Source organism: Sandaracinus amylolyticus (assembly GCF_000737325.1).
GTDB classification, from domain to species: domain Bacteria; phylum Myxococcota_A; class Polyangia; order Polyangiales; family Sandaracinaceae; genus Sandaracinus; species Sandaracinus amylolyticus.
Genome location: NZ_CP011125.1, coordinates 8,336,014 through 8,351,659, shown reverse-complemented (window position 1 = coordinate 8,351,659; position 15,646 = coordinate 8,336,014). Strand labels below are relative to the sequence as shown.

The window sequence follows — 15,646 nt, the reverse complement described above, 5'->3', positions numbered from 1 at the left end:
GATCGCATGAAGCGCGTGCTGGTGATCGTCCTTCTCTCGCTCGCGGCGTGTGGGCCCGACGCGCGCCGCGTCGGCGCCGACGCCACCGTGCAGAGCGCGCGCGCGGCGCTGATGCAGGTCGAGGGCACGAGCGGTGGAGAGGAGCCGCTCCGTGCGCCGCTGGAGCGCTCGCGCGTGTGGCTCGAGCGCAGCGAAGAGGGCATCGAGGTCTGGGGTTCGAGCGGCTCGCTCGCCTACGAGACCGCCGCGCCTTGTCTCGGCGTCGCGCTCGGCGAGCTCCGCGATGCGCTCGTCGCGCAGGGACGCGACGTGCCCACCGACCTCGAAGAGGCCGAGGCGAGCGCGCTCGCCGCGAGCGAGCGTCCCTGCGCGACCCGCCGCTGATCACGCTTTCTTCGCGACGGCACCGACCATCGCGGCCCACACCACCGAGATCGCGAGCCCGACGCCGAAGATCCCGACGTAGCCCGCGCGCTCGGCGAGCCAGCCCGACGCGAGCGAGAGCGGCGACTTGCCGAGCACCTCGACCGTCGCGAGCAGCGTGAAGTGGCTCGCGCCCACCTCACGATCGACGCGCGACATCATGAACGCGAACATCGTCGTCGTGAGCATCCCGCCGAAGAAGTGCTCGGCGATCGTCGTCGCGATCACGACCGGCGCGCCGAACGTGCTCAGCGTCGCGAGCGCGACGACGATCGCCAGCGGCACCGCGCGAAGCGCGCCCGCGACCCGCAGCGCGCGTGTGATCTCGACGTGCGTCGCGAGCCATCCGCCCGCGACCGAGCCCGCGATCGACGCCGCCATGCCCCAGGTGCCGAGCCAGAGCCCGAGGTCCTCGCGCGCGAAGCCGCGATCGACGAGGAACGGCGAGAACATCGGATCGATCAGCGACTCGCCCAGCTTGTAGGTCGCGACGAGCACGAGGAGCCATCCGGCCCCAGCGCGCGACACCGCGCGGTGCAGCGTGCCGAGCACCTGCCGCATCGACGTGTGCGCGGGCGTACTCTCTTTCGCGTCGTCTCCGGGCGCACGGCGCGCGCCGGGCTCCGGCGTGAGCAGCGTGAGCACGAGCGCGAGCACCACGAGCGCCGCCATCGCGACGAAGTGGCCCTGCCATCCGATCCACCGGCTCGCCCAGAGCAGCAAGCCGCCGCCGATCAGCATGCCCGCCTTGAACCCGACGACCTGCACCGCGTTGCCGTGGCCGAGCTCGCGCTCGCGCAGCACGTCGACCGCGAGGCCGTCGACCGCGACGTCCATCGTCGCCGCGAAGAGGTTCATCGCGAAGACGGTCGCGAGCAGCGCGCCGAGCGCGCGCTCGGGCGGGAACACCGCAGCGACGAGGCACGCCATCGCGAGGAGCGCCTGCATCGGAACGATCCACGATCGCCGTCGCCCGAAGCGCGCCGAGCCGTAGCGGTCGACGAGCGGCGCCCAGAGCACCTTGAGCATCCACGGCGCCGCGAGCGCGCCCGCGAAGCCGATCGCCGAGAGCGACACGCCCTCGCTCCGCAGGTACGCGCTCAGCGCCGACGCCTGGAAGCCGTAGGGCAGGCCCTGCACGACGTAGAGGCACGCGAGGAGCAGCAGCGGAGAGCGCACGCGAGCGCGGTCTATCACGAGGCGGGCGTCCCATCGCGGGCGCGGAAGCTGGTAGGCTCGCGCCGCGTGGTGGATCGTCGTCCCTCGAGCATCCCGAGCGGTGGCCGCCTCCTCGATCGTGCGGAGCAGGATGCGCTCGAGCGCGACATGGAGGCGATCGTCCTGCGGAGCCATCTCTTCAAGTCGCTCGACGACGCAGGGCGACAGCACCTGCTCGCGAGCGGCTTCGTGATGCGCTTCGACGAGGGCGACGTGATCCTCCGCGAGGGCGACCCCGGCGACACGATGTACGTCGTCATGGAAGGCACCGTCCGCGTGGAGACGCGCACGCCGACCGGCACGCTGCAGCTCGCGGAGCTCGGCCGCGGTGCGTGCGTCGGCGAGGTCTCGGTGCTCTCGGGCGGACCGCGCACCGCGACGGTCACCGCGATCTCGCCGGTCACGACGGTCACCTTCGCGCGTCATCGCATCGAGCGCCTGCTCGCGGAGCACCCGAAGGTCCGCGCGCTGCTCGCGACGCTCGTCGAGGCGCGCGCGCGCGACACGATCGAGAAGATCCTCGGCTCGTAGATCGCGCCGAGCGACCGACCACGCCCACGATGACCGTGACAGCGCCGCCCGCCGGCGAAGCGCGACGTGGTCGGCCGTCCGTCCCCGAAAAAAAACGAAGAGGGCGAGGCCGTCTCCGGCCTCGCCCTCGTTCAGATCATCGCGCTCGCGTCAGGGGTTCACGCAACCGCAGGGCGACGACTCCGTCACCTCGGTGCACACCGGGCGGCCCACGCCGATCGAGCACACGATGTCGTCGAACTGATCCTCGAGCTCCTCACGCGCCACGCGGCCGCTGCTGGTCGTGACGAGCGCACGGAACGCGTTGCTCAGGTTGATGTCGGTGATGATCGCGTCGCGCACGCGGTCCGGATCGAGCCACACGAGCGCCGCGAGGTCGCGGAGGCCGCGGTCGACCTCGAGGTACGCGATGGCGGTGTCCGGCACCGGCTGCGAGCGGCCGTCGAGACCGATGCGAGCACGCGCCGCGCGGTACGCATCGCTGTCCGCGTCGAAGATCTCCATGAGCTGATCGTTCGGCGGGTGGGTGGCGAGCACGAGGTCACGCTGCGCGCCCGCCGGGCTCGTCGCGATGACGTGCGCGCGGATCTCGTCGTCGCGCGGGATGAGGCCGGCCGAGTCGTGGCATCCCATGCACGACAGACCCGCGATGACCGAGCGGTCCGGCGTGCGCGGGTCGCTCACCACGGCCTGCGGCGCCGCGTTCTGGCGGACGCCCGCCGCGTTCGAGATGTAGTAGCCCTGGAGCTGGTTCGGGAGCGAGAAGATGATCTCGCCGCCGTCCTCCTCGAAGTCCACCGGGTTCTGGAAGATGTTGCCGGCGCCCGCGCTGCTCAGGAAGTCGAAGCTCGACCACACGTAGCCGCCGCCGGGCTGGCGATTGCGCTGGATGATGCGGTTCGACACCGAGACGCCCGAGACCGCGAAGCCGGCGCGCGTGAAGTCACCCTCGGCCTCGTCCTGCGCGTAGTTCACGCCGAGCTGCGCGAAGAGCTCCTGCGCGGTGCCCGGCAGGTCGAGCACCTCGTAGTAGAGCGGCGGCTGCGACGCGTTCGAGACGAACCAGTCGGCGAAGATGAACGGGATCTGCTCCGCGGTCTCTTCCTGGATGAACTCCTGCGCCGACGAGTCGAACGGGAACTCGATCGAGCGATCGTCGTACTGGACGAAGTACGGGTAGTTCTCGACGATCAGATCCCAGGTCGCCGCGTCCCAGCCGTAGTCCTCGATGTCGATGCGCAGCACGGTGCGCGCGGTGTCGATCGGCTGCGGCGAGACCACGCGCGTGCCCTGCGAGAGGTGGTTCACGAGCACGTCGACCGAGTCGCGGAGCTGGCTGAGCTCCGCCGAGCTCGCGCCGGCGTTCACGCGGTGCGCGAGGATGATGTAGCGCTTCGACAGGCGCTCCGCGCGGTTGTCGAAGCGGCGCAGATCGTCGGCGATCATGTCGAGCACGTCGTCGACCGCCAGCTGCTCGGCGGGCGTCGGCGTCGGCGTGACGTCGAACGGCGGCGCGCCGCAGCGGATCCACGCCTCGAGCGATCCGACCTGCGCGTCGGTCGGGCGCGGCGTCGCGCCGGAGGGCGGCATCGAGCCCGTGGAGACGCGTCGGAAGATCGGCGAATTCTCCGGGTTGCCCGGGATGATGCGGCCCGTGCGCACGAGCGAGGCGACGTCGTCGATGTTCGCGAGACCGCCCGAGCCGACCTCGCCGTGGCAGCGCGAGCACATCGCGGAGAAGAGCTCCTGCGTCTCGAGCGTCGACTCCTCGCACGTCTCGTCGGGCGGGGGCGCGCCGCCGCCATCCCACGGGGGCGGAGTCGTGGTCCCGCCATCCGATCCGCCACGCGGAGTCGCGGGCCCGTCGATGACTGCGCCCGGACAACCGGTGAGCAGCACGACTGCAGCGACGGCCACGAAACGCGCGCTCGGGCGTCGCCCGGAGCGCTCGCTCGAGCACGAGGAATTCCATCCGTCCGCGAGCGCCGGTGAGTCCGGGCTCGCGACACCCTTCGCGAGATTCGACATGAGAGCAGCCTCCGCTCGCCCCGTTCAGCAACGTGCGTGCCTCGTGAGAATTCGCGCAATTCCCAGCGAAAACGCGCGTTCGGAGGCTCGGGAGAGCGGCGCTTGATCCGTTCTCGACGCTCGGGGCTCCGATGGAGACATCGCACCCCAAAACGAGCATCGGAGTCGTCGACTCGAACGCTCGTGCGCGAACGATCGAGTCGAGATGGCAGTGGTGGAGGAGGCTGCCGAGGACGCGCGACCCCGCGTCGTCGACTCAGAGTGTCGACGTCGTGCGATGTCGGGTCACGCGATCGATCACGCTGCTTCGTCGGGATCGTCGCGCACGCGCATCGAGCTCGCGCGACGCGATGCGCGCGCGAGCGGATCGACCTCACGCAATCGCGTCGCGCGCGACCTCGATCGATCGCTCGCGCGGATCGGCACGACCTCCGCGCTGCCCGCAGCTGCTCGCGCGCGACACGATGCGATCGCTCTTCCGAGCGCGACGGCGCAGAGCACCGACGCGCGCATGGACTTCGACATGCGCTCCTCCTCGCCTTCCCGATGCGGCGTGTTCTGGACGGGCGTCTAGGGACGCGGACTGGCTCGCAGTGATCAACGCACGCGCGGAATGCGTGCGCGATCTCTCTCCGCGCGCGCAGCGCGTGATCGCTCCGTCGCGTGTCGCGCACTGCGATCCTCCGCGCGTGTCGTGGTATCGCTGCGCGATGCACGTGCACCTCATCGGCGTCGCCGGCACCGGCATGGGCGCGCTCGCGGGCTTGCTGCAGCAGGCGGGACATCGCGTGAGCGGGAGCGACACCGCGTTCTATCCGCCGATGGGCGAGGCCCTCGCGCGCTGGGGGATCGAGACGCGCCGCGGATGGGATCCCGCGAACCTCGCGGATCGACCCGACCTCGTCGTCGTCGGCAACGTGTGCCGCAAGGACAACCCCGAGGCGCGCGCCGCGATCGACGGAGGCCTCGCGTACACGTCGATGCCCGGCGCGATCGAGACGCTCTTCCTCGCCGAGCGTCCGGGCTGGGTCGTCGCGGGCACCCACGGCAAGACGACGACGACCGCGCTGCTCGCGTACCTGCTGCACGGGCTCGGTCGCGATCCCGGCATGCTCGTCGGCGGCATCCCGCGCGACTTCGGCGAGAGCTTCCGCGTCGGCGGCGCGCGCGCCCCGTTCGTCATCGAAGGCGACGAGTACGACAGCGCGTTCTTCGAGAAGACGCCGAAGATGTGGCGATACAAGCCGCACGCCGCGATCCTCACGTCGATCGAGCACGATCACGTCGACATCTATCCCGACGCGTCGAGCTATCGCGCGGCGTTCGAGGGCTTCGTCGAGCGCATCCCGGAGAGCGGAACGCTCGTCGCGTTCGCCGGGGATCCCGAGGTACGCGCCGTCGCGTCGCGCGCGCGCTGTCGCGTCGTCTGGTACGCGTCGAGCGGCGACGACACCGGCGGGATCGATCCGACGTGGCTCGCCGCGCCGATCGCGGCGCAGGGCGGGATGCAGCCCTTCGATCTCTTCGTCGGCGGTACGTCGTGCGGGCCCGTGCTCTCGCCGCTGCCCGGCGCGCACAACGTTCGCAACGCGGTCGCGACGATCGCGCTCATCTGCGAGACGAGCGAGGGCACGATCCCGGTGCAGGACGTGCTCGCGTGCCTGCGTCGCTTCTCGGGCGTGCGGCGTCGTCAGGAGCTGATCGGAGAAGCGCGCGGCGTGCGCGTCTACGACGACTTCGCGCACCACCCGACCGCCGTGAGAGAGACGCTCGCCGCGATCCGCGCGCGTCATCCCGAGGGCGCGCTGATCGCCGCGTTCGAGCCGCGCAGCGCGACGGCGTGCCGCGCGATGCACCAGCGCGCGTACGAGGACGCGTTCCACGACGCCGACCTCGCGGTGCTCGCGCCGCTCGGTCGATCGAACGTGCCCGAGGCGGAGCGCCTCGACGTCGCGCAGATCGCGAGCGCGATCCGCGCGCACGGCGGCGACGCGATCGCGCCGCGTGATCTCGACGAGGTGATCACGACGATCACCTCGCGCGCGCGCGAGGGCGACACGGTGCTGCTCATGTCGAACGGCGACTTCGGCGGGCTGCACGATCGACTGCTCGCCGCGCTCGCGCTGCCGAGCAGCTCTGGCCAGCGCTGAATCGCGCGAGCCCGGGACGATGTGACGCTCTCGGAGGTCGTCGTGATGGACGATGCCGAGAGCGGCGCGATGGCGCCCGCGTTCCCCCACACCGCCGACTGGATCGGTGCGGTGGGCGCCATCTTCCCGTTTTTCTTCAGCTATCGGCCGGGCGGAGTGCCCGACTGGGTGGCGATCGCGGGCGGGTTCGTCGCGCTGGTCGCGGGCGCGTTCACGGTGTCGCTGCTCAAGCGCACGCCGCCCGCCCTGCGCACGCCGCGCATCGTCGCGACGATCGCGCTGCTCACGATCGGCTCGCTGCAGCTCGTGCTGCGCGGCTTCGGTCTGATTTGACCGGGGCGCACGAGAAGACAGATTCGCGCGCCATGACGACCTCCGAGCTCGAGCGACTGATCGACGAAGCGCGCGCGATCGCGATCGACGCGGGACAGCTCCTCGCGCGCGCGTGGCGGCGCGGCGGGCGCGTGGAGAAGAAGAGCGCGATCGATCTGGTGACCGAGCACGACCTCGCGAGCGAGGCGCTGATCACCGCGCGGCTTCGCGCTGCTTTCCCCGGGATCACGATCGTCGCGGAAGAGGCGGGCGGCGAGATCGCGAGCGGGCTCGCGTGGTACGTCGACCCGCTCGACGGCACGACGAACTTCGCGCACGGGCACTTCGTGTTCTCGGTGTCGATCGGGCTCGCACACCACGGCGCGCCGATCGCGGGTGTGGTGCACGCGCCGGCGATCGGGATCACGTGGTGGGGCGCCGAGGGCGTCGGCGCGTTCCGCAGCGTCGGTGGCGTCCTCGAGCAGTGCCGCGTCTCGGAGAACGACACGCTCGCGAGCTCGATCATCGCGACCGGCTTCCCGTACGACCGCGCGATCGATCCCGACAACAACGTGCGCGAGAGCGCGCGCATCATCCCGCAGGTGCAGGGCATCCGCCGCCTCGGCTCGGCGGCGATGGATCTCGTGCTGGTCGCCGACGGAACCTACGACGGCTACTGGGAGCAGAAGCTCGCGCCTTGGGATCTCTGCGCCGGCGCGGCGATCGCGAAGGCGGCGGGCGCGACGCTCACGGACTACGAAGGCGCGCCGATCACGCTGCGCCCGAAGAACCGCGTCGTGTGCACGAACGGCCGCGTGCACGAGGTGCTGCGCCGCGAGGTGCTCGCCGCGCGCGCCGAGCTCTGATCAGCGCGGATCGTGGCGCACGCCGAGCTCGGCCTTCTCGCCGCGGCCCAGCAGCGTGTCGAGCCGGCCCACGCGATCGCCGAGCATCGCGGCCATCGTCGCGCGCGTGTCCCAGTGGTGGCGCTGCGCGAGCAGCGTGACGTCGAGCGCGATCTGGCTCGTCGCGATCTCCGCGATCGCCGCGGTCTCGCTGATCACCGCGTTGTCGCTCGGCGCGCGCTCGGTCGCGCCGATCAGCGTGCGCCGATCGTCGCTCACCACCACGAGGCGGTGCTTCCAGAAGTCCTCGAGCGCGCGCTCCTCGAGCCCGTAGCTGAAGTGCGTGCCCGGGATCTCCGGCGAGAGCGCCGAGTGCGAGAAGATCACGATCGCGACCCCACGACGCGCGCTCTCGCCCAGCGCGCCGACGAGCATCGTCAGCTCGCGCGGCCAGCCGGTGATCAGCAGGTTCGTCTCCGCGGTGCGCACCAGGCGCTCCGCCTCTTCCATCACGCGCTCGTAGCCGCGCACGCTGAACGCGTCGGGCACCTCGAGCGAGACGTCGAGCCCGGCGATCGCGCCCTCGAGCGCTTCCGCCTGACCGTCGAAGCGCTTCCGCAACAGGGCGAGCAACGTCTCGGGCGGCGCCGCGACGAAGCGCTCGGGCGTGCCCGCGATCGAACGCGCCGCGCCGACCGCGACCAGGCGCCGGAGCGCGCCGTACACCGCGCTGCGTGGCACCTGCGCGCGCTGACCGACCTCGTAGCCCGTCTGCGGCCCCCAACGCAGCAGCGCCGCATAGGCGCGCCCTTCGTTGAGGCTGAACCCCAGCGCGGTCAGCGCATCGACGACGTCCGGCTCGGCCATCGGGCCGCTAGTGTCGCCATGGCGGCCCTCCCGTCAATCGCTCATCCGCACGAACGGGAAGTACGATGGGCCTGCGCGCCGTTCGACGCGCGAGGTCGAGGGGACGATGCGGGTGCTCGTCGCGTGGGTGCTGGGGCTCTGCGTGGGGTGCGGATCGGCGGCCGAGCCGAGCGCGCTGCCGCCGATCGAGTCCGCGCCGATTCTCGAGAATTTCCCGGAAACTCCGGTGATCGCCGAGGCGCCGAGCGCGCCGCCGCGCTTGCTCGCGATCGACACCCACGCCGACACGACGCAGCGCATGCTCGACATGGGCGACGACCTCTCGGCCCGTCTGCCCGACGGACACGTCGATCTCCCGCGCATGCGCGAGGGCGGGCTCTCCGCGATCTTCTTGTCGATCTGGGTCGACCCTCGGCGCTACGAGGGCGAAGACGGATGGGCGCGCGCGCTCGCCCTCGTGCGCACGGTGCGCGACTTCGCCGCGGCGCATCCGAACGATGCCGCGCTCTGCACGACCGCCGACGAGGTGCGCGCCGCGCACGCCGCGGGCCGCATCGCGCTGCTCATGGGCCTCGAGGGCGCGCACGCCCTCGGTGACGCCGACGACGACACGCTGATCGCGCGGCTCGGCCAGCTCCACGCGCTCGGCGTCCGCTACGTCACGGTCACCTGGACCGGCGACAATCGCTTCGGCCACGCGTCGACCGGCGGGCACGCGTCGCGCGGCCTCACGCCGCTCGGGCGACGTCTGGTGCGCGAGATGAACCGCCTCGGCGTGATCGTCGACGTCAGCCACGTCAGCGATCGCACCGCGCACGACGTGCTCGACGTCACGACGCGCCCGGTGATCGCCTCGCACTCCGCGACCCGCGCGCTCTCCGAGCACCCGCGCAACGTGCCCGACGAGCTGATCCGGCGCATCGCCGCGGGCGGCGGCGCGGTGTGCGTGAACTTCTACGCGCACTTCCTCGACGCCGACTACGGCGCGCGCCGTCGTGCGCTCGAGCACGATCACCACGCCGAGTTCGCGCACCTGCGCGGTCGCTCGTGGCAGACCGCGACCGAGCGCAACGCGATCGCGGCGCGCATCGATCCCGCGCTGCGCCCGCCCGCGGTGCGCGTGCTCGCCGATCACCTCGCGCACGTCGTCGCGATCGGCGGCGAGGGCGCGGCGTGCCTCGGCTCCGACTTCGACGGGATCTCCGAGCTCCCCGAGGGCATGCAGGACGTCGCGGACCTGCCGCGCCTCGTCGAGGAGCTGACGTCGCGCGAGCTGCCGGTCGCGGCGATCGCGGGCGAGAACGTGCTCCGCGTGCTCTCGGCGCAGACGGACTGAACGGGTATATTCGCGGCCCTCATGACCACCGAGCCCCTCGCCTTCCTCAAGAACGAGATCCCCGCCCACTTCGCCAAAGGCATCGACGCGCTGAAGGCCGCGACCGGCCCGAACGCGAAGGCCGACCTCGACGACGTGCTCGCCGCGCGCGCCGCGCTGCGCATCGTCGTGAAGGGCGAGGGCGAGTCGTGGCTCCGCGTCGACAACGGCGCGCTCACGGTGCACGACGCCAAGCCCGAGGGCGTGCCGGTCCGCGGCGCGATCGAGCTCGAGGGCGAGGTCGCGCGCGAGGCGCTCGGCCTGCTCACCGCGAGCGGCCGCATGGACGACCCGCACGCTCCGAAGCGCTTCGCGCGGATGTTCTCGGCGCGCGCCGAGAAGATCCTCGACGGCCAGAAGCTCGAGTTCCACGTGATCCTGAAGGACGTTCCGGATCGCGACGACGACGTGGTGATCCGGATCGGCATCGGCACCGACACGCCGCCCGCCAAGCCGCAGTTCACCGCGGCGATCAGCTACGACGACATCGAGGACATGCGGGAGGGCGACCTCACGCCGCAGCAGGTGATCGGGCGCCTGCGCCTCACCGGCGATGCATCTCGCGCCATGGCGCTCGGCATGATGCTGATGCAGCCGCCGAAGAAGTGAGGCGGCGCGGAGCGTGAGCGACCCGCGCGCCCCAGGCGGTGTGGTCGCGCGGATCTCGGATTTTTCCGGGGGAGCGCCGGAGGATCCGGAAACGGGTGACGCGCCGCGGCCTCGCCCCCGACGGGCGCGGCGGGCGTGTACGGCGCGCGGCACCCCTCGTGCTTCGGGCATCGGTGCCCCCGATGGATCGCGCCGGTGCCATCGCTCTCGTCCTGCGAGTGATCGTCGTCGGTCGCGCGCGCGACTGCGACGTGGTGATCGACGACCCCACCGTCTCGGCGCACCACGCGCGCCTGCGCTGGGACGGCGATCGCATCGCCATCGACGATCTCGGGAGCGCGAACGGGACGTTCGTCGACGGCCGCATGGTGTCGGCGACGCGCATCCGCCCCGGCGAGGAGGTCGTGCTGGGGCGGGTCCCGCTGCCGTGGGCTGCCGAGAAGATGCGTGCGTTCCTGCGCGCCGGGCCGCGCCGTACGACGCTTCGCAGCAGCACGCTGCGAGGCCGACCGCTCTGGGGGCGCCGCTTCGTGTGTGGCGCGTGCGGCACGCGCGGCCTCCTTCCGCCGGGGTTCGATCGCGGGGAGCTCGTGTGCTCGGCGTGCGGCGCGCACCTCGTGCTGGGCGAAGATCGCGGAGATCCGCCGCGCGTGCGCGCCGCGTTGGTCGGCGCGGGCGCGGTGCTGACGTTGGTGCTCGCGGGGATCATGGTCGCGGCGTCGCCGGCGCGCGCCGAGCACGCGTGGTCGCGCCTCGGCGCGTGGCTCGGGCTCGTGAACGAGCCGACGCCGACCGCCGCGTCGAGCCCGGAGGAGGCCTCGATCCGCGCGCGCGTCGCGCCGCTCGTCGCGGCGTCGATCGACGCGGGGCATCCACGCACGCGCAACCTCGCGGTGCGGATCGCGGCGAGCGCGGGCGGGCCCTTCCACGTCGAGCAGGTCGCGCGCGTGTGGTCGCACGTGCGTCGCGAGTGGCGCTACGTGAGCGATCCGCGCGGCGGCGAGTACTTCGCGACCGCGAGCGAGACGATCGAGAACGGTCTCGCGGGCGACTGCGACGACTTCGCGACCGTGATGATCGCGATGCTGCAGGCGATCGGCGGTCAGGCGCGCATGGTGATGGTCGACGGGGACGGCGGCGGGCACGCGTACGCCGAGGTCTGCGTCGACGCGTCGGCGGAGGACGTCGCGCGCCGTCTCGCCGCGTTCTACCGGAGCCCGGATGCGCCCGAGCGCGTGGAGCTCGGCGACATCCACTATCGCAGCGACGGCGCGTGCCCGGTGTGGCTCAACCTCGACTGGAACGCGCGCGCGCCCGGCGGGCACTACGGCCGCGAGCGCTGGGCGGTCGCGATCCATCCCGACGGACACACCGAGACGCTCGCGCCGGCGGCGGGCGACGGAGCGATCGGCGTGGTGCCCGAGGAAGTGCGCGCGAGCGCGGCGCCGGAGTGAGCCGGCGGTCGTGATGACCGTGCGGCCGTGGGGTCGCTCGCACGCGGATCGCGTCGCGCGCCGTGATCTGCGGGTCGCGCTGAGCTAGCTTCGCACGCCTCATGCGCGCGATCGTCGTCGTCTCGTTCGTGCTCGCGCTCGCGTCGTCCGCCGTCGCGCAGGACGCCGTGCCCGACGAGACCGTCGTCGAAGAGCCCACGGTCGGCGAAGCGACGCCACCCGATCCGGCGCCCGAGCCGGTCGTGCCCGCGCCCCAGGAGCCGCTGAGCCTCGGTGGCGGCGCGTCGCTGAGCCGGCCGCCGCCGCAGCCGGAGCCGCTCTTCGAGGATCGACCTCCGGTCGTGCGCGGCACGCGGCTGCTCGATCAGCGCTGGGGTGACGCGGCGGACGGTCGCGTCGAGCCGCTGCTCGCGTCCGCGTCGTTCGCGTTCTTCGCAGGGCGCGTGCGGGGCGCCGACACGTTCGCGATCGCGCCGTCGATGGGGCTCCGCCTCGCGCTCACCGACGAGCTCGATCTGAGCGCGACGTGGGCCCTCGCGTACGGCGTCACGAGCGTGCGCGGCGAGTTCGACGGCGGCGACGACGAGCCCGAGCCCTACCAGGGCGACGTCGAGCGCGTCGAGCCCGGGAACCCGACGCTCACGTTCTCGTGGGCGCCGCGCTGGGAGTCGATCGCGCTGCGCGTCGGGCTCGGCTTCGCGCTCCCGGTCGCGGCGCTCGCGCAGGCGCCGACCGACGCGGCGAGCGCCGCGCAGCGCGACGCGTCGGAGATCGTCCACGACGCGATGCTCGGCATGTACGGCGGACGCGATCCGTGGCGCTTCCTCCCCGAGCGCATCGCGTTCTTCCTGCCGGCGCGCATCGCGTTCGGCGGCGATCTCGTCGCGGGCGCGGTCGACGCCGCGGGTGGCTTCACGCTGCCGGTGCTCGGTGGTGCGGGAGACGTCGAGGCGGTGCTGCAGCTCGCGGGCGAGGTCGCGTTCTCGGTCGTGCCCGAGCTGCTGCGTGCCGGGCTGCGCGGATCGATCGCGGCGTGGGGCCTCGGCGGCGCGAACGAGCGCTTCCAGCCCGCGCTCGAGCCCTGGGTGCGCGTCGCGCTCGGGCCCGCGTTCGCGACGCTGCGCGCGACGCTCGCCCTCGGCGGCGATCTCGGGTTCGGCAGCGCGGACAGCGAGCTCTGGGCGATCCACGTCGGCGGCGGTGCCGCGCTGGAGCGCGAATGAGCGATCGCGATCGGCTCTCGCTCGTCGCGCACGCGGCGATGCCGCTCTGCAATCCGCTCGCTCTCGCGGAGCTCGACGCGCTCCTCGAGCGCGCGCCCGTCGCGCCGGGTGAGCGCGTGCTCGATCTCGGCGCGGGACGCGGCGACGCCGCGCTCCGCACTTCGGGTGCGCACCTCACGCTCGTCGATCGCTCCGACGTCTATCTCGAGGAAGCGCGCCGCCGAGCGCGAGGTCGCGAGCACGTCGAGCTCGTGCTCGCCGACGCAGCGACCTACCTCGAGCGCCTGGAGGGCCCGGTCGCGCTCGCGATCTGTCTCGGCGCGAGCCATGCGCTCTCCGGGCTCGAGACCGCCGCGCGCGCGTTGTCGCAGCGCGCGCATCGAGTGCTGATCGGCGATCTGGTCGCGCTCGGCGCGCGCGCAGAAGCGACGTTCGGCGCACCTCCCCTCGAGTCGCTCGCCGTGGGCGCACCGCACGTGCTGCTCGGCCCCGACCGGTTGCGCGCGTACGAGGACGCGTGGGCGCGCGCGGTCTCGTCGCACCTCGAAGCGTTTCCTCACGACCCCGCCGCCGAGTGGGCGAACGCGCGCATCGCGTGGATGCGCGACCACGACGACGCGCTCTCCGAGCTCGCGTTCGCGGCGTGGGTGCTCTAACCCGAAGACCACTTGTGTCGATCCTCGACGCTGTGGTGTTCGGGTTTCGGGCGGGAGGGAGGCTCGGCGGGCTTTGCCCGATGGGGAAGCGCGCGCCGCACGCGCCCTCCGAAAGGGAACGGCGAACCCAGTGCCCGAGGCGAGGCTCACCTCGACTGGGCACTGGGTTGGCGGCGGCGACACGGATCGAGGCACGATGCGCGTGGATGACACGTCGTGCGCAGCTCCTCCTCGTGCTCTCGTCCTTCGTGATCGCGTGCGGAGGGGACGACGGCGTCCCGCACGTGCCCGGTGAGTGCATCACGTTCGACGAGCAGCGCGGGGAGGGCACGTACTACGACGCGACGGGGGCGGGCGCGTGCAGCTTCGACGCGCAGACCGGCGGCGGCGAGCTCCTCGTCGCCGCGATGAACGCACCGCAGTTCGCGGGCTCGAGCGTATGCGGGATGTGCGCGCACGTCGTGGGCCCGTCGGGCGAGGTCACGGTGCGCATCGTCGATCTCTGCCCCGAGTGCGCGCGCGGCGATCTCGACCTCTCACCGCAGGCCTTCGATCGCATCGCGGCGCGCGAGCTGGGACGCGTGCCGATCACGTGGCGCGAGGTGCCCTGCGACGTGGGCGGCCCGATCGCGTGGCGCATGAAGGAGGGCTCGAACCCGTGGTGGACCGCGGTGCAGGTGCGCGCGCATCGACATCGCATCGCGCGCGTCGAGCGCCTCACCGCCGAGGGCGACTGGGTCGACGTCCCGCGCGTCGACTACAACTTCTTCGTCGAGGAGAGCGGCTTCGGCGAGGGCCCGTACACGCTCCGCGCGATCGACGTGCACGGGAGCGTCGTCGAGGACACCGGGATCGAGCTGCGCGAAGAAGTGGATCAGCCCGGCGCGAGCCAGTTCCCCGCGTGCGAGTGAGCTCAGATCCGCATCAGGACCGAGCCCCAGTTGAGCCCGGCGCCGAGCGCGAGGAAGCACACCAGCTGGCCCGGCTCGAGCCGCCCGTCGCGCATCATCTCGTCGACGAGGATCGGGATCGTCCCCGCCGACGTGTTCCCGTAGCGCGCGATGTTCGAGGGCACCTTGTCCGGCGCGATCCCCAGCGCCTGACGCACCGACGCGTTGATGCGGTCGTTCGCCTGGTGCGCGACGAACCAGTCGATGTCCTCGAGCTTCACGTCGTGCTTGTCGCAGACCTCGTGCACGACCTTCGGCAGCAGCGTGACCGCGCTCTTGAAGAGGTCCTTCCCCTTCATGGTCGGGATGTGCGAGTCGATGCTCGCGTCCCAGTAGTGGCGCCGCGTGAACATCCCGCCGGGCACCCAGATCTGATCCGCCGCGCGCCCGTCGCTGTGGTTCACCGCGCCGATGAAGCCGTGCCCCGGACGATCGCTCTTGCGCAGCACGAGCGCGCCCGCGCCGTCGCCGAAGAGCACCGCGATGCCGCGATGCTTCGTCGCGAACTCGTACTCCTCGGGCGTCGGCTTCGTGTCGCCGAGCAGCGCGTCCCACGCGTACGGCATGAACCCCGCGTGCGCCTCCGCGCCCACGAGGAGGATCGTCTTCGCCGCGCCCGACGCGACGAGCCCGTCCGCGAGCTGCATCCCGAACGGCATCGCCGCGCACTGCTGCCGGATGTCGAGCGCGGGCACGCCGGGGATGCCGAGCTTCGCGCCGAGCAGCGCGCCCGATCCCGGGAACGCGTGCTCGGGCGTCATCGTCGCGAAGATCACGTAGTCGATCTCGCGCTTGTCGATCCGCGCGCGCTCGATCGCCTTCTCGGCCGCGACCACCGCGAGGTCGCTGACGCCTTCACCCTCCGCGACGTAGTGGCGCTGCTCGATGCCCGAGCGCGGCTTGATCCACTCGTCGCTCGTGTCCATCACGCGCGCGAGCTCGTCGTTCTTGATCGGACGTCCCGGCACGTGACGCCCCGAGCCGACGATCGTGATTCCCGGCATG

The 15,646-nt window shown here is 72.2% G+C and carries 16 protein-coding genes; 11 read left to right on the top strand and 5 right to left on the bottom strand.

The genetic code is table 11. The annotated features are described in order from the left end of the window. The first annotated feature begins 6 nt into the window (after positions 1-6). The gene (locus DB32_RS35275; protein ID WP_053237053.1) at positions 7-384 is read left to right on the top strand and encodes a hypothetical protein; all 378 of its coding nucleotides are present in this window, start codon (positions 7-9) and stop codon (positions 382-384) included. Here DB32_RS35275 and DB32_RS35270 read toward each other — a convergent pair whose 3' ends face one another. After that, the gene (locus DB32_RS35270) at positions 385-1,602 is read right to left on the bottom strand and encodes an MFS transporter (protein ID WP_053237052.1); all 1,218 of its coding nucleotides are present in this window, start codon (positions 1,600-1,602) and stop codon (positions 385-387) included. A 69-nt stretch (positions 1,603-1,671) separates the two neighbouring features. Here DB32_RS35270 and DB32_RS35265 point away from each other — a divergent pair, with 69 nt between their 5' ends. Further along, positions 1,672-2,172 (top strand): cyclic nucleotide-binding domain-containing protein, encoded by a 501-nt coding sequence (locus DB32_RS35265; RefSeq protein ID WP_053237051.1) that lies wholly within the window; start codon positions 1,672-1,674, stop codon positions 2,170-2,172. 150 nt (positions 2,173-2,322) lie between these two features. On the opposite strand, the gene DB32_RS35260 is transcribed toward DB32_RS35265, so the two are convergent. Continuing rightward, the gene (locus DB32_RS35260) at positions 2,323-4,089 is read right to left on the bottom strand and encodes a c-type cytochrome domain-containing protein (RefSeq protein ID WP_169791662.1); all 1,767 of its coding nucleotides are present in this window, start codon (positions 4,087-4,089) and stop codon (positions 2,323-2,325) included. Between the two features lie 408 nt (positions 4,090-4,497). Next, the gene (locus DB32_RS47510; RefSeq protein ID WP_157069756.1) at positions 4,498-4,725 is read right to left on the bottom strand and encodes a hypothetical protein; all 228 of its coding nucleotides are present in this window, start codon (positions 4,723-4,725) and stop codon (positions 4,498-4,500) included. Between the two features lie 185 nt (positions 4,726-4,910). Between DB32_RS47510 and DB32_RS35250 the strand changes: the two genes are divergently transcribed. The 3 genes from DB32_RS35250 to DB32_RS35240 are packed head-to-tail and all read left to right on the top strand — an operon-like array spanning position 4,911 to position 7,528. Then, positions 4,911-6,350, top strand: coding sequence for a UDP-N-acetylmuramate--L-alanine ligase (locus tag DB32_RS35250; RefSeq protein WP_053239064.1), 1,440 nt, complete (start codon positions 4,911-4,913; stop codon positions 6,348-6,350). Positions 6,351-6,395: 45 nt separating this feature from the next. After that, on the top strand, positions 6,396-6,683 hold the full coding sequence (locus DB32_RS35245; RefSeq protein WP_157069755.1) for a hypothetical protein: 288 nt from the start codon (positions 6,396-6,398) through the stop codon (positions 6,681-6,683). A 32-nt stretch (positions 6,684-6,715) separates the two neighbouring features. Continuing rightward, positions 6,716-7,528: an inositol monophosphatase family protein gene (locus DB32_RS35240; protein WP_053237047.1), complete on the top strand. Its 813-nt coding sequence runs from the start codon at positions 6,716-6,718 to the stop codon at positions 7,526-7,528. Here DB32_RS35240 and DB32_RS35235 read toward each other — a convergent pair whose 3' ends face one another. Beyond that, positions 7,529-8,374 carry a TrmB family transcriptional regulator gene (locus DB32_RS35235; protein ID WP_053237046.1) on the bottom strand — a complete coding sequence of 282 codons (846 nt, stop codon included), beginning with the start codon at positions 8,372-8,374 and terminating at the stop codon, positions 7,529-7,531. Between the two features lie 106 nt (positions 8,375-8,480). Here DB32_RS35235 and DB32_RS35230 point away from each other — a divergent pair, with 106 nt between their 5' ends. From DB32_RS35230 to DB32_RS35205, 6 genes are all read left to right on the top strand, one after another. Then, positions 8,481-9,710, top strand: a complete 1,230-nt coding sequence (locus DB32_RS35230; RefSeq protein ID WP_053237045.1) for a dipeptidase — start codon at positions 8,481-8,483, stop codon at positions 9,708-9,710. A 21-nt stretch (positions 9,711-9,731) separates the two neighbouring features. Further along, complete coding sequence (locus DB32_RS35225; RefSeq protein ID WP_053237044.1) at positions 9,732-10,358, top strand: hypothetical protein; 627 nt, start codon at positions 9,732-9,734, stop codon at positions 10,356-10,358. 182 nt (positions 10,359-10,540) lie between these two features. Continuing rightward, the gene (locus DB32_RS35220; protein ID WP_053237043.1) at positions 10,541-11,812 is read left to right on the top strand and encodes an FHA domain-containing protein; all 1,272 of its coding nucleotides are present in this window, start codon (positions 10,541-10,543) and stop codon (positions 11,810-11,812) included. A gap of 101 nt (positions 11,813-11,913) precedes the next feature. Further along, a complete protein-coding gene (locus DB32_RS47505; RefSeq protein WP_053237042.1) occupies positions 11,914-13,035 on the top strand; it encodes a hypothetical protein in 1,122 nt (373 codons plus the stop codon). Continuing rightward, a complete protein-coding gene (locus DB32_RS35210; protein WP_053237041.1) occupies positions 13,032-13,691 on the top strand; it encodes a methyltransferase domain-containing protein in 660 nt (219 codons plus the stop codon). Before DB32_RS47505 ends, DB32_RS35210 begins: the two co-directional genes overlap by 4 nt. Before the next feature lie 206 nt (positions 13,692-13,897). After that, a complete protein-coding gene (locus tag DB32_RS35205) occupies positions 13,898-14,602 on the top strand; it encodes an expansin EXLX1 family cellulose-binding protein (protein WP_075097702.1) in 705 nt (234 codons plus the stop codon). A gap of 2 nt (positions 14,603-14,604) precedes the next feature. Here DB32_RS35205 and DB32_RS35200 read toward each other — a convergent pair whose 3' ends face one another. Next, complete coding sequence (locus tag DB32_RS35200; RefSeq protein ID WP_053237040.1) at positions 14,605-15,645, bottom strand: 3-oxoacyl-ACP synthase III family protein; 1,041 nt, start codon at positions 15,643-15,645, stop codon at positions 14,605-14,607. Position 15,646 lies beyond the last annotated feature (1 nt).